This is a genomic window from Rhodoferax sp. RT5P35 (assembly GCF_056521385.1).
Genome location: NZ_JBWMAX010000004.1, coordinates 203412 through 224869, shown reverse-complemented (window position 1 = coordinate 224869; position 21458 = coordinate 203412). Strand labels below are relative to the sequence as shown.

At 59.5% G+C, this 21458-nt stretch carries 18 protein-coding genes; 8 read left to right on the top strand and 10 right to left on the bottom strand.

Features of this window, described 5'->3' with window-relative positions; all coding sequences use genetic code 11:
- Positions 1-44 precede the first annotated feature (44 nt).
- Positions 45-1793 (top strand): PglL family O-oligosaccharyltransferase, encoded by a 1749-nt coding sequence (locus AC097L_RS07680; RefSeq protein ID WP_479585674.1) that lies wholly within the window; start codon positions 45-47, stop codon positions 1791-1793.
- A 122-nt stretch (positions 1794-1915) separates the two neighbouring features.
- Positions 1916-3340: a PglL family O-oligosaccharyltransferase gene (locus AC097L_RS07675; RefSeq protein WP_479585673.1), complete on the top strand. Its 1425-nt coding sequence runs from the start codon at positions 1916-1918 to the stop codon at positions 3338-3340.
- Positions 3341-3381: 41 nt separating this feature from the next.
- On the opposite strand, the gene AC097L_RS07670 is transcribed toward AC097L_RS07675, so the two are convergent.
- Entirely contained in the window at positions 3382-4464 is a 1083-nt protein-coding gene (locus AC097L_RS07670) for an adenylate/guanylate cyclase domain-containing protein (RefSeq protein ID WP_479585672.1), read from the bottom strand.
- Positions 4465-4554: 90 nt separating this feature from the next.
- The gene (gene moaC, locus AC097L_RS07665; protein WP_479585671.1) at positions 4555-5037 is read right to left on the bottom strand and encodes a cyclic pyranopterin monophosphate synthase MoaC; all 483 of its coding nucleotides are present in this window, start codon (positions 5035-5037) and stop codon (positions 4555-4557) included.
- Between the two features lie 171 nt (positions 5038-5208).
- Between moaC and AC097L_RS07660 the strand changes: the two genes are divergently transcribed.
- On the top strand, positions 5209-6705 hold the full coding sequence (locus tag AC097L_RS07660) for a M48 family metalloprotease (protein WP_479585670.1): 1497 nt from the start codon (positions 5209-5211) through the stop codon (positions 6703-6705).
- Here the strand turns inward: AC097L_RS07660 and AC097L_RS07655 are convergent.
- Together AC097L_RS07655 and AC097L_RS07650 are read right to left on the bottom strand one after the other, a co-directional pair.
- Positions 6702-7034, bottom strand: a complete 333-nt coding sequence (locus AC097L_RS07655) for a phage holin family protein (protein WP_479585669.1) — start codon at positions 7032-7034, stop codon at positions 6702-6704. The genes AC097L_RS07660 and AC097L_RS07655 overlap by 4 nt on opposite strands.
- A gap of 56 nt (positions 7035-7090) precedes the next feature.
- Entirely contained in the window at positions 7091-7783 is a 693-nt protein-coding gene (locus AC097L_RS07650) for a TerC family protein (protein WP_479585668.1), read from the bottom strand.
- Between the two features lie 287 nt (positions 7784-8070).
- Here AC097L_RS07650 and AC097L_RS07645 point away from each other — a divergent pair, with 287 nt between their 5' ends.
- Complete coding sequence (locus tag AC097L_RS07645) at positions 8071-8496, top strand: DUF3717 domain-containing protein (protein ID WP_479585667.1); 426 nt, start codon at positions 8071-8073, stop codon at positions 8494-8496.
- Positions 8497-8541: 45 nt separating this feature from the next.
- Here the strand turns inward: AC097L_RS07645 and uvrA are convergent, their stop codons facing one another.
- The gene (gene uvrA / locus AC097L_RS07640; RefSeq protein WP_479585902.1) at positions 8542-11424 is read right to left on the bottom strand and encodes an excinuclease ABC subunit UvrA; all 2883 of its coding nucleotides are present in this window, start codon (positions 11422-11424) and stop codon (positions 8542-8544) included.
- A 162-nt stretch (positions 11425-11586) separates the two neighbouring features.
- Here uvrA and AC097L_RS07635 point away from each other — a divergent pair, with 162 nt between their 5' ends.
- Together AC097L_RS07635 and ssb are read left to right on the top strand one after the other, a co-directional pair.
- Positions 11587-12759 (top strand): MFS transporter, encoded by a 1173-nt coding sequence (locus AC097L_RS07635; protein ID WP_479585901.1) that lies wholly within the window; start codon positions 11587-11589, stop codon positions 12757-12759.
- 24 nt (positions 12760-12783) lie between these two features.
- Positions 12784-13350, top strand: a complete 567-nt coding sequence (ssb, locus tag AC097L_RS07630) for a single-stranded DNA-binding protein (protein WP_479585666.1) — start codon at positions 12784-12786, stop codon at positions 13348-13350.
- A 108-nt stretch (positions 13351-13458) separates the two neighbouring features.
- Here ssb and AC097L_RS07625 read toward each other — a convergent pair whose 3' ends face one another.
- The 5 genes from AC097L_RS07625 to AC097L_RS07605 all read right to left on the bottom strand — a co-directional run bounded on the left by AC097L_RS07625 (position 13459) and on the right by AC097L_RS07605 (position 18908).
- Positions 13459-14052 carry a DUF1349 domain-containing protein gene (locus AC097L_RS07625; RefSeq protein ID WP_479585665.1) on the bottom strand — a complete coding sequence of 198 codons (594 nt, stop codon included), beginning with the start codon at positions 14050-14052 and terminating at the stop codon, positions 13459-13461.
- A 14-nt stretch (positions 14053-14066) separates the two neighbouring features.
- Complete coding sequence (locus AC097L_RS07620; RefSeq protein ID WP_479585664.1) at positions 14067-15077, bottom strand: aldo/keto reductase; 1011 nt, start codon at positions 15075-15077, stop codon at positions 14067-14069.
- A 155-nt stretch (positions 15078-15232) separates the two neighbouring features.
- Positions 15233-16276, bottom strand: a complete 1044-nt coding sequence (mglC, locus tag AC097L_RS07615; RefSeq protein ID WP_479585663.1) for a galactose/methyl galactoside ABC transporter permease MglC — start codon at positions 16274-16276, stop codon at positions 15233-15235.
- Positions 16263-17804, bottom strand: a complete 1542-nt coding sequence (locus tag AC097L_RS07610) for a sugar ABC transporter ATP-binding protein (protein ID WP_479585662.1) — start codon at positions 17802-17804, stop codon at positions 16263-16265. The genes mglC and AC097L_RS07610 overlap by 14 nt, the downstream gene beginning before the upstream one ends.
- A gap of 78 nt (positions 17805-17882) precedes the next feature.
- Positions 17883-18908: a galactose ABC transporter substrate-binding protein gene (locus AC097L_RS07605; RefSeq protein WP_479585661.1), complete on the bottom strand. Its 1026-nt coding sequence runs from the start codon at positions 18906-18908 to the stop codon at positions 17883-17885.
- Between the two features lie 322 nt (positions 18909-19230).
- On the opposite strand from AC097L_RS07605, the gene AC097L_RS07600 reads away from it, so the two are divergent.
- Both AC097L_RS07600 and AC097L_RS07595 read left to right on the top strand, forming a co-directional pair.
- On the top strand, positions 19231-20322 hold the full coding sequence (locus tag AC097L_RS07600) for a LacI family DNA-binding transcriptional regulator (protein ID WP_479585660.1): 1092 nt from the start codon (positions 19231-19233) through the stop codon (positions 20320-20322).
- Positions 20319-21332 (top strand): hydroxyacid dehydrogenase, encoded by a 1014-nt coding sequence (locus AC097L_RS07595; protein ID WP_479585659.1) that lies wholly within the window; start codon positions 20319-20321, stop codon positions 21330-21332. The genes AC097L_RS07600 and AC097L_RS07595 overlap by 4 nt, the downstream gene beginning before the upstream one ends.
- Positions 21333-21458: the final 126 nt, after the last annotated feature.

Here is a 21458-nt window from a genome sequence, read left to right as displayed (position 1 = left end):
GTGTGATCACAAAGCATTTTAAACAAATATTTCTAGGCTGAATTTTGCAATCGCATTATTTTAAAGACCCCCTTTCTCCGCTTTGGTTGGGCCTCTGGGTGCCACTTGTATCCTTGGCGTGGCTGGCGCCAAATCATTATTTCCCTTGGGGAACCTTCCATTCTGATGCATGGCTTGCCATCATGTTTGTTATGGCCGCGGTTGCCGTAATCATTCGTTCGCCTAATAAAATATCATGGCACAGCTTACCAATAATTATTATATTCATCGCAATATTGCCGATTATACAATTCCGTACAGGTATGCTGTCTTACAGTGGGCAAGCATGGGTTGGTACGGCATATTGGCTAGGACTGATATTGGCACTGTTAATAGGCACGAGATGGGAGGCTGCGTCACCTGGTCGCGCTGCGGATGGACTGTTTTTGGCGGTGGGTCTAGCTGCTTTTGTTTCGGTGGGCTTGCAATTGCGCCAATGGTTGGGAGTGGAAAGTGATGAACTGCAATTTTGGACAGCTGATTTTTCGCCAGGGCGACCATCTGCGAATTTGGGCCAACCCAATCAACTTGCCACATTATTGCTTTGGGGTGTATTGGGCTGTGGATGGGGCGTAGTTCGGCAAAAAATAAAATCAATTTATGCTGTTTGCATGGCCCTCTATTTCTTATTTGGTGTTGTATTAACCCAGTCACGTATAGCACTTGTCGCAATGCTTGTGGTGACTTTCTTGGTATGGGTCTGGCGCCGCTTGTGGGCATCTCAGACCGTGCCATGGGTAGTCACATTTTTATTTCTATTTTGTGTACTGTGTACTTTTTCACTACAGTATTTGAGCGATCTGCTTCACCTTGACATCGAGATCCGTGCTGCGTCATTTGGGGGTGGCTCTACACAATTAAGACTCAAGGCATATAGTTTATTTTTGGATGCTATACAGCATCAGCCCTGGTGGGGCTACGGTTTATACCAACTGCCTGAAGCTCAGTTGTCTGTAGCACAAAACCACCCAAATCTGACTGCATTTTTTACGCATTCACACAATCTATTTTTAGATCTAATTCTGTGGTTTGGCATTCCTATTGGTGCTGGGCTATCTGTTTATCTTATGGGTTGGTTCGTAATCTGCATAAGAAGAGTCATTAACATGGAGCAAGCCCTATTGGCGCTAACTTTGGTTGTAGTAGGGCTACACGCCATGGTAGAGTTTCCCTTACACCACGCATATTTTCTTTTGCCGACGGGGCTAGTGGTGGGCATGCTGAATCATAGCCAGAAAAATCGCACGATATTTACGACTCCTCGTTGGATTGCCGGCTGCTTATTGTTTACTGCCACCATTTTGGTGTCACTTATCATACGGGATTATTTACGGATAGACGATAGCTTTAGAAGGTATAGACTGGAGTCAGCTCGCATTGGTAATCTTTCGCCAGGAAAAGTACCTGATGTATTTCTATTGACCGATCTTCAAGCATTTATTCTGAATACAAGAGCGGTTGTTCAGCCAAACATAAATACCGAAGAGTTCATGCAATTGCGTAACGTTACACTTCGATTTCCAACCCCCTCAAATTTATTTAGTTATACAACGGCATTGGCCTATCGGCATCAACCGACACAGGCGCGTGAATGGATGGAGAAAATGCAAAGAGTTTTGCCACCCACGATTGAGCATGGCATGAGATTAAGGTGGGAGGCGCAATCTCGCACACAACCCGCCCTGGCTGCAGTGCAATGGCCACCTCCGCTAGATATACCAGCAGAGCCTGCCACGCCTAAGAAATTGCCTTAGCGGTAGCTGTCGAGTATTTTCAGATTCGATTTATGCCATCTACTATTATTTCTCGACCTTTACTGCTTCTGGCCACCCTCTTCATAGTCCTCCCTTGGCTCAACCCCTTCGCCCCCGGTCCTATGGCATCCATGGTGCCGTGGCTGGTGGCGCTGGCATCGGTGGCGGGTTTATGCGGGGTGCAGGCGGTTTGGCAACCTGCACGGCAACCGGCTAACGCCCCTGGCTGGGCCGATGCCGCGGCGTATGGCTGGCTGCTGGCGGGGGCTTTGAGCTGTGCTATTGGCGTTATCCAGTATTTCGGTCTGAGTGCGGCGCTGTCTCCGTGGGCCAACACCACACCCCTGGGGGAGGCTTTTGGCAATCTGCGCCAGCGCAACCAATTCGCCAGCCTCACCCACATCGCGCTGGCGGCGTTGCTATGGTGGGTGGTGCAGGTGCGGCCCGTGGTGGCCCAGCCCGCAGCGCGGAATCTGGCCGTGGCGCTGGCGGTGCTGCTGGGAATAGGTAATGCCGTGTCGTCTTCCCGCACCGGCTTGCTGCAGACCGTGCTGGTGGTGGCGCTGGCAGCGGGCTGGGGCGGTCTGCGCCAGCCCACGGTGCGTAAGGTACTGCTGGCGTTTGCACTGGCCTATGGGCTGGGCTTGTTGGTACTGCCAGCCTTGGTCGGGCTGTACACAGGGGCCTGGGCGCGGCTACGGGAAGGCGATACGCTGTGCTCCAGCCGCCTGACGCTGTGGCACAACGTGCTGACGCTGATCGCCCAGCACCCGTGGCTGGGCTGGGGCTGGGGTGAACTGGATTACGCGCACTACATCCATCTGTACGACAGTCCGCGGTTTTGCGACATTCTGGACAACGCCCACAACCTGCCACTGCACTTGGCGGTGGAGCTGGGTGTGCCGGTCGCCGTGGTGGCCTGCAGCCTGCTGGTGTGGTGGGTGGTGCGCGCCAAGCCCTGGGCCGAGACGGATGCCACCCGGCGCATGGCCTGGACGGTGCTGGCGGTGGTGGGCTTGCACAGTTTGCTGGAATACCCGCTGTGGTACGGCCCGTTCCAGATTGCAGTGGGCATGTGTATGATTTTGCTGTGGCGCAGGCAGAATGCCGTCATTATAAAAAATAAGGCTCTAGCGCATATTCTGCCTGCACTAGTAGCTATACTTATAATAGCAATATGCATGTATACAGGCTGGGACTACCGGCGTGCCAGCCAGATCTACCTGCCGCCCGCATCGCGCGATGCGGCTTACCGGGACGATCCGCTGGCGCAGGTGCGCAGCACCTGGCTGTTCCAAAACCAGGTACAGTTTGCCGAGCTCAGCATTACGCCTTTGACCTACGAAAATGCGGCGGCGCAGTACCAGCAGGCCTTGGATTTGCTGCATTTTTCGCCCGAGCACCGGGTGATTGAGCGGGTGATCGACAGCGCGATGCTGTTGGGTCTTGACGGTGTGGCCGTGTTCCACATGCAGCGCTTCAAGGCGGCTTTTCCCGAAGCTTTTGCCGCGTGGCTGGCGGCCCGCCGACTGGGTAACGTGCAGTAATTTGCGTGGCCTGGGATGCTTTGCACCCAAGTCTTTGAAAGTCAGTGCTGGTTGAACTCCACAATGCCATCGACAAATTCCTTGATGGTCTGTGCCGCCTTGGCTTCGATGGAGGTGAACTCCACCGGGCATTGGTACTCGCCGTGGGACTCGGTGACACGCAGCACCTTGGCGTAGATTTCGGTCAGCTCGCGGCCCATCAGGGACAGCGATAGGGCGATTTTGATGTCGTCAAACGGGGCCAGCGCTACCGGGCTGATGACGAACATGCCGCCGTAGCTCAGGTCCACAATCCGGCCGATATGCTCTGCGGGCAGGACCGATTTACCCTTCAGAACCTGGTAGGCCAGCGGCATATCGACCTCGACGCGGGGGCTGTTGCGGACTTCGCGTTTGGGTGCGGTCAGCGGGTGCAGGCCCCGCAGCGCCAGCAGCTCGACCATGCGCACGCTGCCTTTCTTGCCCTTGACCTGCACCTCGTTGATGTCGCCAATGTCGATGAAGTCCCGGGCTTGCTGGTAAGTGCTTTCGCTGAGCAAAATCTGCCCGCGCAGGCTGTGCGCTTCAACCCGCGATGCCAGGTTGACCTGGTCACCGATCACCGTGTATTCGCTGTGCAACCGGGAGCCCAGGTGACCCACCACCACGTCTCCGGTGTTGATGCCGATGCCCATGTACAGCGCGGCCATGCCGTGCAGCTTGTTCTCAGAATTGATCTCGTCCATGGCCAGCTGCATTTCGATGGCGCAGGCCAGCGCCGCCTCGATGTCGTTGGGCCGTGCGTGCGGTGCGCCAAACAGCACCATGATCGCGTCGCCCATGAATTTGTCGATGCTGCCGCCGTGGCGCAGGATGATTTCGGTCATGCGCGACAGGTAGCGGTTCAGCGCCGCCACCATGTCCATGGCCGAGAACTTTTCGGCAATCGCGGTGAAACCGCGCAGGTCGGACAGCAGAATCGTCACCCGGCGGGTTTCGCTGTCGGTGGCGTGCAGCGTGGCGTTGTCGATCGCCTCGGCAATGGCCTGCTGCCGACGCTCGGCGCTTTGGGGGGCAGCCGGGTTACCGGGGTCAAAAATGGCGCTGAGCCTGGCGATCAGTTCTTGCCGGTGGACATGCTTCACAGGGGGCCTCTGGCGGTAGGGGGTCGGTACAGAATAGCAGACGCTATGGTCTACGCGCCACCATTGGCAAACGCTATGTGGATGGCGGCGTTACGGCGCAATCGCTACGAAGCTGCCCGATTGGCCACCGTGCTTCTCGGCCACGTGGATGTTCTGCAGCACCATGCCCCGGTCTACCGCCTTGCACATGTCGTAAATGGTCAATAAGGCGATTTGCACGGCGCACAGGGCCTCCATTTCCACCCCGGTGGGGCCGACGGTTTCCACCGTCGCGGTGCACACCACCGCGGCTGGCTCTGCAATGGTGGCAAAGTCCAGTGCCACCCGGGTCAGCGCCAGCGGGTGGCATAGCGGCACCAGGTCGCTGGTCTTCTTGGCTGCCTGGATGCCTGCAATGCGCGCAATCCCCAGCACGTCGCCTTTTTTGGCGGTACCGCTCTCGATAAGCGCCAGCGTGGCGGGCAGCATCTCGATACGGCCGGTGGCGACTGCTGTGCGGTGGGTGTGGGCTTTGGCGCCCACATCGACCATGTGGGCCTGGCCGTGTGCGTCGAAATGGGTCAGGGTGGGCATGCGGGTCACAATTCAGATGTACGAAACGTTTATGGTTGGGCGGCATCATACTGACACCACACAAGGTTACGGCCCATCGCCATGGAATCCAAGTTGAAATCTACATTTATAAAAAATAGGGCTCTAGCGCATATCAAACATACGCCTATAGCTATGCTATTGATAGCAAGTATGGCGCTGAGCCCGCTGACAGTTGTAGCCCAGGCGCGGCCCACCCCCGCCGCGCAACTGCCCAGCCTGGGCGACGGCAGCAGCATGACCACCAGCGCCGAGCGCCGCCTGGGCGAGCGCATTGCCCGCGAAATCTACCGCGACCCCGACTATGTGGACGACCCGGTGTTGGTCGAATACGTGCAAAGCATCTGGCAACCGCTGCTGACCGCCGCCCGCCAACGCGGTGAGCTGACCGATGAACTCGACCAGCGCTTTGCCTGGGAGGTGCTGATGGGTGCCGACCGCACCATCAACGCCTTTGCCTTACCCGGCGGCTACCTGGGCCTGCACCTGGGCCTGGTGGGCGTGGTCACCAGCCCGGACGAGCTGGCCTCGGTGCTGGGCCACGAGCTCAGCCACGTCACCCAGCGGCATATCTCGCGGATGATGGAATCCCAAAGCAAAGTCATGCCCTGGATGATCGGGGCCATGATTCTGGGCGTGCTGGCGGCCAGCAAAAGCCCGGACGCGGCCAATGCCGTGGTCATCGGCGGGCAGGCAGCAGCCGTGCAAAACCAGCTCAACTTCTCACGCGACATGGAGCGCGAGGCCGACCGCATTGGCTACGGGGTGATGACCCAGGCGGGCTATGACCCCATCGGCTTCGTCAGCATGTTCGAAAAGCTGCAGCAGGCTTCGCGGATTGGCGACAACGGCTCGCTGCCCTACCTGCGCACCCACCCGCTGACCACCGAACGGATTGCCGACATGCAGTCGCGCCAGGCGCTGGATGGGCCCCCCGTGCACGCCCCGCCCGGTGCCCTGCACGCCATGATGGCCGCCCGCGCCCGCGTGCTGGGCAATCCCGGCGTGGACATGCTGCGCGCCTGGGTAGGCGAGGCCAAGGCCGTGCACCCCAGCGGCCCGGCTGTAGATGTGCGCAGTGTCGGCGTGCTGTACGCTGGCGCGCTGTCGGCTTTGCAGCAGCGCGACTTCGCCATGGCCCGCAACTTGGTGGCCCGGCTGCAGGCCCTGACCGGCACCGATCCTGCGGTGGCCCGCATCAGCCGCTTGCTGGCCGCTGAAATCGAATGGGGCGCTGACGACGTGCCTGCGACCGCAGCCTTGATGGACCTGCAGGCACCGGGTCGGCCCGAGTTGGTGCTGGGCTCCCAGGTGCGCACCCGCATGGGCCAGGCCGCGGACGCGATGGCCCGCCTGCAGCCCTGGGTGGTGCTGCATCCGCGTGACGGCACCGCCTGGCAGCTACTGGCCGCCGCCTACACCGCCCAAGGCCAGACCTTGCGGGCGATCCGGGCCGAAGCCGAGGCCCAGGTGGCCCGGCTGGACTACGCCGGGGCGATGGACCGCTTCCGGGCCGCGCAAGACTTTGTGCGCAAGCCGCCCCCGGGCAGCGGGCCGGTGGACGACATCGAGGCCTCCATCATCGACACCCGCACGCGCCAAATCCAGGCCCTGCTCAAAGAGCAGGCGCTGGACAAGGCCAATAACTAAACCACTGCATCGATCACGATGCCCAGGGCTGAATACAGCAGCGAGCCAATCAAGGCCGCCGCAAACCCAGTCACGTGAAAGCCAGCCAGCAGGCCGGAGGCAGACCAGAACATCAGCGCGTTCACCACAAACAAAAACAGCCCCAGCGTGAGGATGGTGACCGGCAGCGTCAACACCACCAGCACCGGCCGCAGCACGGTGTTGAGCAGGCCAATCACCAGCGAGGCGATGAGTGCCGTGGTGAAGTTTTGCACCTGCACTCCGCTGTACAAATGGGCCACCAGGAGCAATGCGGCCGCGCTGAGCAGCCATTTGAGGATGAGTTTCATGCGGGCAAGGATAGCGCTTTTGCACGACACATATTCCGCTTGTACTTGCCCCGCCATCAGGCTACGGCCACTTTACGGCGTGCAGCCCAGCTACCGGTCGCCAGCACACCGGCCACAGCCACGGCATACAGCCCCCAGTGGGCGGCGGTGCTCCAGGGGGCAGCCGGGCCAAACACCGAAGCCAGCACCGGCTCACCCATAATCATCTTGGCCGCGGTAAAAGCCAGCACCGCAGAGCCGATCTGGATGATGGCCGGGAAGCGCTCCACCAGCTTCAGCACCACTGTGCTGCCCAGCACCACAATCGGCACGCTCACCAGCAGGCCGATGATGACCAGGTCGAACGCGCCATGTGCGGCACCGGCCACGCCCAGCACGTTATCCACACCCATCAATGCGTCGGCCACCAGGATGGTTTTCATCGCGCCCCAGAAGGTGCTGACCACCGGGCCGTCGTGCCCATCTTCACTGCCCTGGTCTGCCAGCAGCTTGTAAGCAATCCACAGCAGGCCCAGGCCGCCGACCAGCATCAGGCCGGGAATCTTCAGCAGCCAGACCACGCCGATGGTCATGACCGAGCGCACGGCGATGGCACCCACCGTACCCCACAGGATGGCTTTCTTTTGCAAATGGGGCGGCAGGCTGCGCGCCGCCAGGGCGATGACAATGGCGTTGTCGCCGGCCAGCACCAGATCAATCAAAATAATAGCCAGCAGGGCAGACCACCAGGGGGCCGATAAAAATTCCATAGAAACACTCCATTGCAGTTAAAAAAAGCAAAGGCGGGGATCGAGAGGCGGGGGGAAAGATGACCGATGGGAGTCAGCAAGCACGCTTCGAAACCCACCTCTGAAGGTGGAAATCGAAGGTCTTGCTCGGCATGGTGAAGCATGTTCAACCGTGCCCCACTGCCCGGTTGCCCGTGCGGGGCAACGTATTGACGACCAGTGGATGCCCGCTGGGATGGCGGGCGGGAGCTACTCCCCTTCAAGCGGCGATTAGAGCACAATCACCCTCCCTTTGCCTACCTAACTTTATGGCCGGACTGCACATCACCGATATCGAAGCCGCCATCAACTACTGGCGCGCGCAAAAGCCTTCGCCCGACGGCTTCACGCTGTGTGCCGAATTGCGCGCCCTGGCCGAGGTGTACGCGCTGATGGTCTACCACCATGAAGACACGGTGGATGACGTCTCCATGCCGCCCAAAGCCCGCGCGGCCTGGCTGACCTGGTATGAGACGACTCCCGACACGCCCTGCATCGCCATCTGCTCCACCTTCCAGGGCGATGCCATCTGCAAAGGCTGCGGCCGTACCTTCGAAGAAGTGCAGCACTGGCCCGCCATGGGCCCCGCCGACAAACGCGCCACCTGGCGGCGCATCACGTTGGAAGGCAATTCCTGGCGCTTCAACCGCTATGCAGAGCGCGCCGCCGAGGGGCGTATGAATGCTATTGATTGAGTAGCTGAAAGCGTATATTGCGTATGCGCTAAAGGCATAAAAAGCTTATAAAAGCCGCGCTAAATATTTGCCGGTGTGGCTGGCGGGGTTGGCTGCTATTTCTTCCGGCGTGCCCACTCCCACCACGGTGCCGCCACCGGCGCCGCCTTCGGGGCCCATGTCGATCAGCCAGTCGGCGGTTTTGATCACGTCCAGGTTGTGCTCGATCACCACGATGGTGTTGCCCGCGCTGCGCAGCTGGTGCAGTACCTTGAGCAGCAGGGCGATATCGGCAAAGTGCAGGCCGGTGGTGGGCTCGTCCAGGATGTACAGGGTGCGGCCGGTGTCGCGCTTGCTCAGCTCCAGCGCCAGCTTGACACGCTGGGCCTCGCCGCCGGATAGCGTGGTGGCCGACTGGCCCAGTTTGATGTAGCTCAGGCCCACGTCCAGCAGGGTGTGTAGCTTGCGCGCGATGGTCGGCACGGCCTGCAGGAAGGTGTAGGCGGCCTCGACCGTCAGCTCCAGGATCTGGGCGATGTTCTTGCCCTTGTACACGACCTCCAGCGTCTCGCGGTTGTAGCGCTGGCCTTTGCACACGTCGCAGGGCACGTACACGTCGGGCAGGAAGTGCATCTCTACCTTGACCATGCCGTCGCCCTGGCAGGCCTCGCAGCGGCCCCCGGCCACGTTGAAGCTGAAGCGCCCCGGCCCGTAGCCGCGTTCGCGCGCCATCGGCACCTCGGCCATCAGCTCGCGGATGGGGGTGAACAGGCCCGTGTAGGTGGCCGGGTTGCTGCGCGGCGTGCGGCCAATGGGGCTCTGGTCCACGTTGATGACTTTGTCGAACTGCTCGATGCCCAGGATCTCGCTGTGTTCGGCGGGCTCGTCGTGGGCGCGGTAGAGCTGGCGTGCCACGGCGGTGTACAGCGTGTCGTTGACCAAGGTGGACTTGCCCGAGCCTGACACGCCGGTGACGCAGGTGAACAGGCCGACGGGGATGTCGGCGTTGACGCTTTTCAGGTTGTGGCCGGTGGCACCGACGATGGACAGCCAGCCGTGGGTCGGCTTTTGGCGTTCGGTGGGGACCTCGATCTTCAAGGTGCCCGCCAGGTACTGGCCGGTGAGCGAGTCCGGGTTGGCCTTGACCTCGTCGAACGTGCCCTGGGCCATCACCCGCCCGCCGTGCACGCCTGCGCCGGGGCCCAGGTCGATCACGTGGTCGGCGGCGCGCATCATGTCTTCGTCGTGCTCCACCACCAGCACACTGTTGCCGATGTCGCGCAGGTGCTGCAAGGTGGCAATCAGCCGGTCGTTGTCGCGCTGGTGCAGGCCGATGCTGGGCTCGTCCAGCACGTACATCACGCCGGTCAGGCCGGAGCCGATCTGCGAGGCCAGGCGGATGCGCTGCGATTCGCCGCCGCTCAGGGTTTCGGCGCTGCGGTCCAGGCTCAGGTAGTTCAGGCCCACGTCGTTCAGGAATTTGAGCCGCAGGCCGATTTCGCGCACGATCTTGTTGGCGATTTCCCCCTTGGCACCGCCCATGGTAAGGGTGTTGAAGTAGGTAAAGCAGTCGCGCAGCGTGGTGTGGCTGATCTCGAAGATGGCGCGGGCCTGGCTGCCTTCGCCTACCTTCACATGCCGAGCCTCGCGCCGTAGCCGGGAGCCGCCGCAGGTCACGCAGGGCTGGGTGGTGCGGTAACGGGCCAGGTCTTCGCGTACCAGGTTGGAATCCGTCTCGCGGTAGCGCCGCTGCATGTTGGGGATGATGCCTTCGAAGGGGTGCTTCTTGCGCAGCTTTTTGCCCGCCGTGGGGCCGGTGTCCATCAGGTAATGGAAGGCAATGTCTTCTTCGCCCGAGCCGTGCAGAATGGCCTGCTGCACTTCAGCGGGCAGCGTCTCAAAAGCCTGCTCTATGTCGAATTTGTAGTGTTTGGCCAGGCTTTCCAGCAGGGTGAAGTAGTAGGCATTGCGCCGGTCCCAGCCCTTGATGGCGCCGCTGGCCAGGCTCAGCGACGGAAAGGCTACCACCCGCGCCGGGTCAAACAGCTCCTGCATGCCCAGGCCGTCGCAGGCCGGGCAGGCCCCTACCGGCGAGTTGAACGAAAACAGGCGCGGCTCCAGTTCGCTGATGGAGTAGCTGCAGATGGGGCAGGCAAACTTGGCGTTGAACAGGTGCTCCTGGCCTGAGGCCATCTCCACCACAATGGCCTTGCCTTCCGCCAAGCGCAGAGATGCCTCGAAGCTCTCGGCCAAGCGCTGGCGCTGGGCGGCTTGGGATTGGGGTTCGGTGTCACCGTGCACCTTCACGCGGTCGATCACCACGTCGATGTTGTGCTTTTCGGTCTTTTTCAGCTTGGGCAGGGCATCGAACTCGAAGGTTTCGCCATCCACCCGAAAGCGCACATAGCCCTGGGCCTGCATGTCGGCAAACACGTCGGCGTACTCGCCCTTCTTCTCGCGGGCGATGGGGGCCACCACCATTAGCCGGGTGTCCACTGGCAAGGCCAGCACCGCATCCACCATCTGGCTCACCGTCTGAGCCTGCAGAGGCAGGTCGTGGTCGGGGCAGTAGGGCGTGCCGGCGCGGGCAAACAGCAGGCGCAGGTAGTCGTGGATCTCGGTCACCGTGCCGACGGTGGAGCGCGGGTTGTGGCTGGTGGCCTTTTGCTCGATGGAAATCGCCGGGCTCAGGCCTTCGATCAGGTCCACGTCGGGCTTGTCCATCAACTGCAAAAACTGCCGGGCGTAGGTGCTCAGGCTTTCCACGTAGCGGCGCTGGCCTTCGGCGTACAGGGTGTCGAACGCCAAACTGGACTTGCCGGAGCCGCTGAGTCCGGTGATCACCACCAACTGGTTGCGCGGGATGTCCAGGTCGATGTTCTTCAGATTGTGGGTGCGTGCGCCACGGATGCTGATGCGCTGCAACTGCAAGGCATTGCGCAGGTACATGCCGTCGGAAGCGGTATCGGGGAGGGCAGAGTTCAAGGTGGGGACACTTAAGGGGTAACCCGTGATGATAGACAATCGTGGGTTGTTTGCTTGCCAACGGTTTTCCGCGTGTCCTCACCCTCCGTCTCCATCCCCACCGCTGCTGCATCCGTGTCTGTCGCCATGACACCGCCAGAGCGCCACGCCAGCCTGTCGCTGGCCCTGATTTTTGCGTTGCGCATGCTGGGTCTGTTTCTGGTGCTGCCGGTGTTTGCGCTGGAGGCGGCCAAGCTTCCCGGTGGCGATGACCCGGCCCGTGTGGGGCTGGCGATGGGTATTTATGGGCTGACGCAGGGCCTGCTGCAACTGCCATTTGGCATGGCATCGGACCGGTTTGGCCGCAAGCGCGTGATTGTGCTGGGTTTGCTGCTGTTCGCTGCGGGCAGTTTTTTGGCGGCCACGGCCAATAGCCTAAACGGCTTGCTACTGGGTCGGGCCGTGCAGGGTGCGGGGGCCATTTCGGCCGCCGTGACGGCCCTGCTGGCCGACCAGACCCGCGATGCCGTGCGCACCAAGGCCATGGCGCTGGTGGGTGGCAGTATTGCGCTGGTGTTTGCCCTGTCGCTGGTGCTGGCCCCCGTATTGGCCGCACATATCGGATTGGCGGGGCTGTTTGACCTGACCGGAGTCCTGGCGCTGGCTGGAGTGGCGGTGGTGCTGTGGGTGGTGCCGCCCGAGCCCATGCTGCACCAGAACCAGCCACGCGGCAAGCTGATTGAAGTGCTGTTGCACCCAGGCCTGCTGCGGCTGAACTTTGGTGTTTTTGTGCTGCATGCCGTGCAACTGGCGATGTGGATGGCCGTACCCGCGCTGCTGTTGCAGGCCGGGCTGGACAAGGCCCACCACTGGTGGGTGTACCTGCCTGCCGTGCTGGGCTCGTTCGTGGTGATGGGCGGTAGCCTGTTCCCGCTGGAGCGGCGCGGCTATCTGCGCGGCGTGTTCCTGGTGGCCATAGCGCTGATTGCGCTGGTGCAGATGGGACTGCTGTGGGTGGCGGATGCGCCACAGGTCAGCACGATGGCGACGCTGCTGTTTTTATTTTTCTGTGGTTTCAATGTGCTGGAGGCCAGCCAGCCCAGCCTGGCCTCGCGTCTGGCCCCAACCCATGTGCGCGGCAGCGCGTTGGGGGTGTACAACACGCTGCAGTCATTAGGCTATTTTGCCGGTGGCTTGGCGGGCGGTGCGCTGCTGAAATCGGGTGGCACACACAGCCTTTTTCTCGCTTGCGGGCTGTCCATGCTGGCTTGGTTCGTCGTCGCGTGGCCGATGCAGGCCCCGGCCAAAGTCAACGCATAATCTACTCCCTCTAGAGGAATAACCATGGCATCCGTCAACAAAGTCATCATCGTCGGCAATCTGGGCCGCGACCCTGAGGTGCGTACCTTCCCTAATGGCGACCGGGTGGCCAATGTCACCATCGCCACCACCGAAACCTGGAAAGACAAGCAAACCGGCGAGCGCCGCGAAGCTACAGAATGGCACCGTGTGGTGTTTCGTAGCGGCTTGGCGGGCATCGTTGAGCAGTACCTGCGCAAGGGTTCGCAGGTGTATGTAGAAGGCTCCATCCGCAGCCGCAAGTTTAACGACGCAACCGGCTTGGAAAAATCCATTACCGAAATCATCGCCACTGACATGACCATGCTGGGCAGCCGCCAGGGCATGGGCGGCCCGCAGGGTGGTGGCAATGACGGTGGTAATGGTGGTGGTTATGACGACGGCGGGGGCTACGACAACAGCCCGGCTCCTGCTCCCGCTCGCCGCCCCATGGCACCGGCACCGGCCAGCCGCCCGCCAATGGCCGTCCCCGCACCCCGTCCCGCACCACCTCCGCCAGCGGCCCGCGCTTCCAGCGGTTTTGACGATATGGATGACGACATTCCGTTCTAGGGCCTACTTCATTAGATTTTGTAAAAAACCCTGGTAATTCGTTGGCTTACCAGGGTTTTGTTGTTTAGGCCACACCTTGTGGCTTAAGGGTTGCACTGCATCCGTGTATCACATGAATTGCAATTCTCGGAATTGGGCATGCGTTGGCTTGAGTGCGTCGTGGGACGTGACGGCCAGCCCTACGAATGCAGTCTGCGGCAGAAGCAGCTCCGTCTGGGTGTACACCCTCCAATGCGCGCCGTCTCTGCTGGCCCAGCAGGTAAAGACGTTGGCTTTGCGCCCGACGCGTAACCACACGTGCGGAAAATCAACTGGGAATTCGGGTGGCAGCGCGCCCTTTTTCGGAGGGTAGATGGCCACGCAGTCGCCGCCTCTGGTTTGGCGGTACTGCGCCTCATAACCCCCGCTATTGCTGTTGCGTGCCCGGTTGTCGGGAAACACCCATTGCATAAAGTGGACGGCATCTGCTTCCAAGTCTGCACGCGCCATCACACCCATCTTGGTGTAGGGGTGCGTAAGTTCGGCAGATGCAACCCGAACCCGTAGCTCAAAATCACCAGTAAGCGGGGTACAAACAAAATGGAACTGGTCGCTAGAGTCCCAAATATCAGCGCCTCCTGCCACCACATCAAATCCCGTACTGGTGGGGGTGCTGGACCCTGTGATGTCGGGTGCACCAACGTCGATACCTTTGAGTTGCATAGTCTGTATTTCCTTTAGGCTTGCGCCCATTGCACTGTAGTGATGATGGCGTGGATGCGGGCCAATTCGTCCGCGCTGAAGTCCAGATTCTGTAGCGCCTTCACGTTTTCTTCGATCTGCGTAACACGGCTGGCACCGATGAGGGCAGATGTCACCCGGCCTCCACGCAGCACCCAGGCCAAGGCCATTTGGGCCAAGCTTTGTCCGCGCTCTTGAGCGATCAGCTTGAGTTTTTGCAGGGCGGCAATGTTCCCGGGGACTACGTCTGCCTCATGGATGAAGCCTGCCTTTTTGGCCAGGCGGGACGTATCGGGAACGCCACCCAGGTATTTATCTGTTAATAAGCCCTGTGCCAATGGACAAAACGCAATGCTGCCAATCCCTTCCGCATCCAAAACATCTTGCAGATCGCTTTCCATGGTGCGGCTGAACATGTGGTAATAGGGCTGGTGTATTAAACATGGCGTACCCAGTTTTTTGAGGATGACCGCCGCCTGTCGGGTTTGCTCACCGTTGTAGTTTGAAATGCCTACATACAACGCCTTGCCCTGGCGTACAGCATGGTCTAGCGCGCCCATAGTTTCTTCCAGAGGGGTGTGGGGGTCAAAACGGTGCGAGTAAAAAATATCTACGTAGTCCAAGCCCATGCGCTTGAGGCTTTGGTCGAGACTGGCGAGCATGTATTTTCGGCTTCCCCAATCACCGTAAGGGCCTGACCACATGGTGTAACCGGCCTTGGTTGAAATGACCAGTTCATCGCGAAATGGCCTCAGATCGAACTGCAGGATGCGGCCAAAGGTCTCTTCCGCGGAGCCAGGGGGCGGCCCGTAGTTGTTGGCCAAATCCATGTGGGTGATGCCCAAATCAAAGGCCCGCAACACCATGGCACGGCTGTTTGTGTGCGTATCAATCGCACCGAAGTTATTCCACAGTCCCAAAGAAATTCTCGGCAACTTCAGGCCGCTTTTGCCAGTACGTGTGTATGGCATGGTTTCGTAACGGTTGGTCAAAGGTACATAGGTCATGGGTAACTGACATTCCATTTTGTTGATTGAGAAAAAATACGGCTTTGTCTATGGTGCCAGTCGAGCGCCATGCCAAGCAGGGATGGGCCAAGTGGCTTGGTGCGGATTCGACCGTGGCGACCGTGTTGCGCACCGGTTCCGAAATTTCAGCGCGCTCAGCGTTTTTTCAGGTATTTGCGAATATCAATACCGACGGCGGTGACAATAATTAGTCCCTTGAAAATCTGCTGCCAGTAGACCGATACGCCGAGAATGACCAGCGCGTTGTTTAGAAAGGTCAGGATCAGGACACCGGTCACGATTCCACCAACCGTGCCGATCCCGCCCGAGGTGGACACACCGCCGATGACGCACGCCGCGATGGCGTCCAGCTCCCAGGTGAATCCCAGGTTGTTGGTTGCACTGCCTTGACGGGCTGCTTGCAGGGAGCCAGCCAAGCCATAAAGGGCCCCCGCAATGACGTAGACCAGGATCAGGGTTTTGTTGACGTTGACCCCCGACACCGTCGCGGCATCGGGATTCGCTCCGATGGCATAGACGTTCTTGCCCATTCTGGTGTGGTTCAACAGCACCCACATCGAGAAAACCACAATCGCGGCGATGATGACGATGTACGGCAATCGGAAGTCTCCCCAGATATCGAAGGCACCGTTGGCAATCATCGTAAAGTCGTCCCGAAGTCCCCCGATGGGCGTTGCGCCGTGTGGGGGACGGTCCACATAGAGCGAGGTAGAGCCGTACACAATGACCATGGTGCCCAACGTAGTGATGAATGGGGGCACCTTCAGGTAGGCCACGATAGAGCCGTTGATGATGCCAACCACAATCCCAGCCATTACCGCCAAAAGGATGGGACCCCACAAGGGAACGAAGGGCAGTTCAGGGAAAACTTTGCTGGCGTAGTCGGCCCGCTGCAGCATGGATGCCGCGATGCAGGCGGTCAGACCTACGACCCGGCCGGCGGATAGATCGACACCCTTGGTTAACAGAATAGGTCCTTCACCAAGTGCCAAGATCACATACACCGACGAGATCATCAACACGTTGATCATGTTGGTGACATCCAGGAAAGACGGTTGCACGATACCCGTTACCACAATCAAGGCCACAAGGACGAAAAGCATCGCTTGCTTACCAGCCACCTCCTTGAGCCGAATCCCTAAGGGCCTATGTGCAACGGGGGTGTTAATGGTGGCCATACGGTAGTCCTTGTGTCATGAATTGGGTCGAGAGATGCATGATGTTTTCTTGCGTTGCATCCGCTCCCGCGACGGTGCCGGTCATGCGTCCTTCGCACATGACCATGACCCTGTCGGACATCCCCAATATTTCGGGCAGTTCAGACGAGACCATGATGATTCCCTTGCCCCGCCGGGCCAGTTCTGCGATAAGCGTGTAAATTTCAAATTTGGCGCCAACATCGATGCCCCGGGTTGGTTCGTCCAAAATGAAAATGTCCGGCTCCGTCAAGAGCCAACGAGAGAAGACAACCTTTTGCTGGTTCCCGCCTGAGAGGTTCTGAATCAGGGTTTTGGAGGACGGTGTCTTCACCCGCAGCGCCCGGATGCTTTCCTGCACATCGTCTTCGCCTTTGTTGAGGTCGAGCAGTCCCCAGGCTTTGACGTAATGCCCCCAGTGCGCCATTAAGGTGTTTTCGAAGACGGGGAGGATGGGGAATATGCCGGTGGTGCGACGCTCCTCTGTCAAGAGCGCCATCTTGTTTTTCTGAGCATCAATCGGATGTCTGATGATTGTGCGTTCGCCGTTCAGGAATATTTTTCCGGACTGGACGGGCCGCATGCCGAAGATCGCTTCCATCACTTCGGTTCTCTGGGCACCGACCAGTCCGCTGACTCCCAGGATCTCGCCTCGCCGCAACTCGAAGGACACGTCCTGGAAGGATTTCGGATTTGGCGAGGTGTAGTTTTCAACCCGCATGAGGACTTCACCGGGAACGTTGCTCCGAGGCGGAAACCGATGGGTCAAGTCCCGTCCGACCATGCGGTTGATGATCAGGTCGGTGGTGAGCTCGGCCGCCGGGTAGGTTCCCACCCGGCGGCCGTCTCGCATGATCGTGACCTCATCGGCGATTTGCAGGATCTCTTCCATCTTGTGCGATATGTAGATGATCGCTACGCCGTCGGCCTTGAGCTTGCGGATGATGCGAAAGAGGTGCCCCACTTCCGTCTCCGACAGGCTGGATGTCGGTTCGTCCATGATGATGGTCCGCGATTGGTAAGACACCGCCTTGGCAATTTCGAGGGACTGTATTTTGGAAACCGAAAGGTGGGTTGTCCAGATATGGGGGTCGAGGTCCATTTGGAGTTCGGCAAATAGCTTGACCGTATCGGCCAACATCTTGCGGTGGTCAATCCACTGGAAGGGGCCTATGCCCCGGGTGGGGTAGCGTCCCAGCCAAAGATTCTCCATCACGCTGCGGTAGGGAATGGGATGCAGCTCTTGGTGGATCATCGAGATACCGGCATCCAGGGCTTGCTTGGAATTTGCAAACTCCCTCACTTTGCCGTTGAGGACGATGTTCCCCGAATCCGGTTGGTACATGCCAAAAAGGCATTTCATCAAAGTGGATTTCCCGGCACCGTTTTCGCCCATCAGCGCATGGACGGTTCCGGGACGAACTTTCAAAGAGACATCGTCCAAGGCCTGGACACCCGGAAAACTCTTGGAGATTCCCCGCAATTCCAGAAAGTTGGGTGTTTCGGACATACGAAAGGGCTCTTTTTTTCAAAATGGCGAGGACACCCGTGCTTTTGGTGCCCCGCAACGTTCCATGCAGATAGAACACTATTTCATGAATTTGGTGTAGTTGTCCTTGGTGACCTTGGTGTAGGGGACCCACACGTAATGCCCGGCGGGGTTGGGTGTTCCATCGGCGTTGGCCAGCGGAGCGACGGTTTTAAGGGTTTTGGCTCCGGCACCGAGTTGGGCCGCCAGATCAAAAGTAGCCTTGCCCTGGTTCTCAGCATCGTTCAAGACAGTTCCCAGCAGAGTGCCCTGTTTGAGCGCATCCAGGGCAGGGGGCGTAGCATCAACGCCGACAACGGGGATAAACTTTTTACCGCCGGCAAAGTAGCCAGCCGCCTTCAGCGCTTCGATGGCACCGAGGGCCATATCGTCATTGTTGGCGAACACAACCTCAATCTTGTCGCCAAACTTAGCCAGCCAGGCCTGCATCTTGTTTTGCGCATCGCCACGGCTCCACATCGCAGTGTCCTCGGCCAGGCTTTCTACCTTGATACCGGCAGCGGTAACGGCTTTGATGGAAAACTCGGTGCGGTATTTGGCATCGGTGTTGGCGGGGTCACCGATCAGCATCACATACTGGAGCTTGCCGTCCTTGTTTTTATCGGCTTCGGGATGGGCCTTCCAGTAGTCCACCACGATTTCGCCTTCCATGGTCCCGGAAGCCTGTGCCTTGGCACCGACGTAATAGGCTAGGGGGTATTTGGCCATGTCAGCCGCATCGGGCTCCCGGTTGAAGAACACGACCGGAATTTTCTTGGCCGCAACTTTCTGGATGACCACGTTGGCGGCGGTGGGTTCGACCATGTTCAGGGCTAGGCTGTTATAGCCCTGTGTCAAGAACAGATCCTGGATGTCGTTCACCTTGGACTGGTCACCCTGACCGTCCTGGACCGAAATGGGTACACCTGCGGTTTTGGCCTCTGCTTCGATCTTGCCCCGAACATAAGACATGAACGTATCGTCAAACTTGTAGATCGTGACGCCGATCTTGGGCTTCGTCTGGGCAAACGCACCCGTGCTGGCGACCGTGAGGGCAACCAACAACACAGCGGAGATTTTTTTCATACAAATTCCTGACATGGGACAAAGGGATTTAAAAATTTAGTGTAACGATACACTAACACCGAATTTACAGGGTGGAATGGCATGGGTCGATCAGTAACAACCTTAGCGACGAGGCGTTTATCCGTTCGAAACAACTTGAATTCCCGAAGCGGTCGGTTCGTTTATGCTTGATGCGGCACAAGCACTTCAGTGCTGGGTGGAAGGCATGCCCCCAGCGCATGGTGGTGCTTTTCGAGACACTGATCCTGCAGATAGTTTTGTATTCATTCAGCCTCTGGCTTACTTCCCGACTCGGCCGGCAAGCGGCCACAGAAAGACTTTCGTGAACACAATCAAGGACGTAGCCCACTATGCAGGGGTGTCGGTGAGTACCGTTTCCAATGTGCTCAACGGACGCACTGACCGCATGCGCAAGGAAACGCTGGCCCGCGTCCAGAACGCAATTGGCCTGCTCAAGTTCAGACCTAACCCTGTGGCACTGCGACTCAAAACCGGTCAAACACCCTTGCTCGGACTATTGGTTCCTTCGTTGGCCAACCCGATGTATGGAGTCCTTGCCCGGGAGATAGAAACCTTTGCGCAAGAGCAATATGGGCACCGTGTGCTGATTGGCAGCACCTACCGGGACAAGGAGAAGGAAGCCGCTTTCTTCGAGGACTTGCTGACTCACGGTGTGCGCCGTGTGATCGTCATTTCATCGCTCGCCGACGAGCGCCATTTCGAGATCGTGGTCGAACGCGGAATGGTGGTCGTGAGCTATGACCGGCGTGCGGCACAGGGGCATACATCCAAAGTCATGCACGTCACGCCAGATAACTTTGAGGCTGGGCGCCTGGCCACCGAGCACTTGATCGCGCACGGCCACCGGCGACTGGCCTTTGCCACAGTGGCCGGGATGACCATGAGCCGCAGCGCAAAAATCCAGGGTTTCCAAGCGGCGGTCGGCAGCAATGGCATGCAGGCAACGGCGGTCGTTCTGGACGGTGGCTTGTTGGACGAATACGGAGACTCCGTCATGAGCGAAGTTGGCCGCGCTCTGGCGCTGCGCCTGGCGGCGGATCCGGAGCGCCCCACCGGCATCGTCGCGGTTAATGACCTGATGGCGCTGGGTTTGATGGCCGGCCTGCGCGAGGCCGGGCTGCGGGTGCCGCAGGATGTATCCATCGTTGGTATTGACGGTTTGTTCCTGGCCGCGCTATCCAATCCTGGGCTGAGCACGGTGCAACTTCCGGTGGCAGACATGGCACGTGCGATGGTCGAATGTGCAATATCGCCCCAAATCGAAGACGGGGCACTGGCGGGTGAACGGGTTTTCAGTTCCATGCTTTTGGTTGAGCGCGAATCCGTCGCGCCACCACCGGCTCCCGCGGCTGAAAGAGTGACCGGTTTAGGTGCCCGGAAAGTCCGCGTATGACGCGGGTGTTTGTCAGCCACCCGCACGACAAGCTTGCGCAGTACTTTGGAAGCAAGGCCGCGTCTGCTCTGGAGGCCTTTGCCACCGTGCAATACAACCCTTTGGATCGGGAGCTTTCCACCCAGGAGCTGGTGGCAGCAGCCCAAGGCTGCCAGGCCATCATTGCGTACCGCCAGACGCCGGGGCCGGCTGCATTATTTGCTGCGTTGCCAGAGCTGGTTGCCTTCATGCGCTGCGCCATGGACATCCGCACCATTGACGTCAATGCGGCCAGTGCGCAAGGTATTTTGGTCACGCAGGCGAGCGCGGGTTTTGTTCCCGCCGTGTCGGAGTGGATCATCGCCGTGATGGTTGACATGGGGCGCGGCATCAGCCGCCATGCCGAGGCTTATCACCAAGGCCAGCCACACGCGCCACGCATGGGTAAAGAATTGCGCGGTGCCACGCTGGGCGTGATCGGTTATGGGCGTATTGCCCGCTACCTGTGCAAGCTGGCAGATGCCTTTGGCATGCGCATCTTGGTAAATGACCCGTATGTGCTGGATGCGCCCCGGGCACCGCTGCAGGTGGGTCTGTGCCATTTGTTGTCCTGCTCGGACTTCGTCGTTTGCCTGGCACCGGCATTGCCCGAGACCCACCATATGATGGACGCTGAGGCTTTCAAGGCGATGAAGCCGGATGCCTTTTTCGTCAATGCGTCCCGCGGCGAACTGGTCGATGAGGCAGCGTTGCTGGATGCGCTGCACAACGGTGCTATTGCAGGCTGCGCGCTGGACGTAGGGCAGGCACCGGACCAAATGCCCTCGCCGCAACTTGCACAGCATCCGCGCGTGATCGCCACGCCCCACATCGGCGGGTTGACGCCCGAGGCGGTTGAGCACCAAGCCTTGGAAACAGTCCAGCAGATCAAGACGCTGTTGCATGGTGTCTTGCCCGCAGGGGCCGTCAACGCCCCCTTAGCTAGCCGCCTGTGCCGATGGGGTCATGGCATTTCAACTTTGGTGGGTTGACTAGCCCTGCTTTTAAACCGCTGCACGTGCCAGGCCCGCGGGCACCGCGCCGATCCTGTCCATGGGCATCCGCCTTAACACCTTGCCCGTCGACTGTGTGCCTGTCGGCTTTTTTGGAGCTTGCAA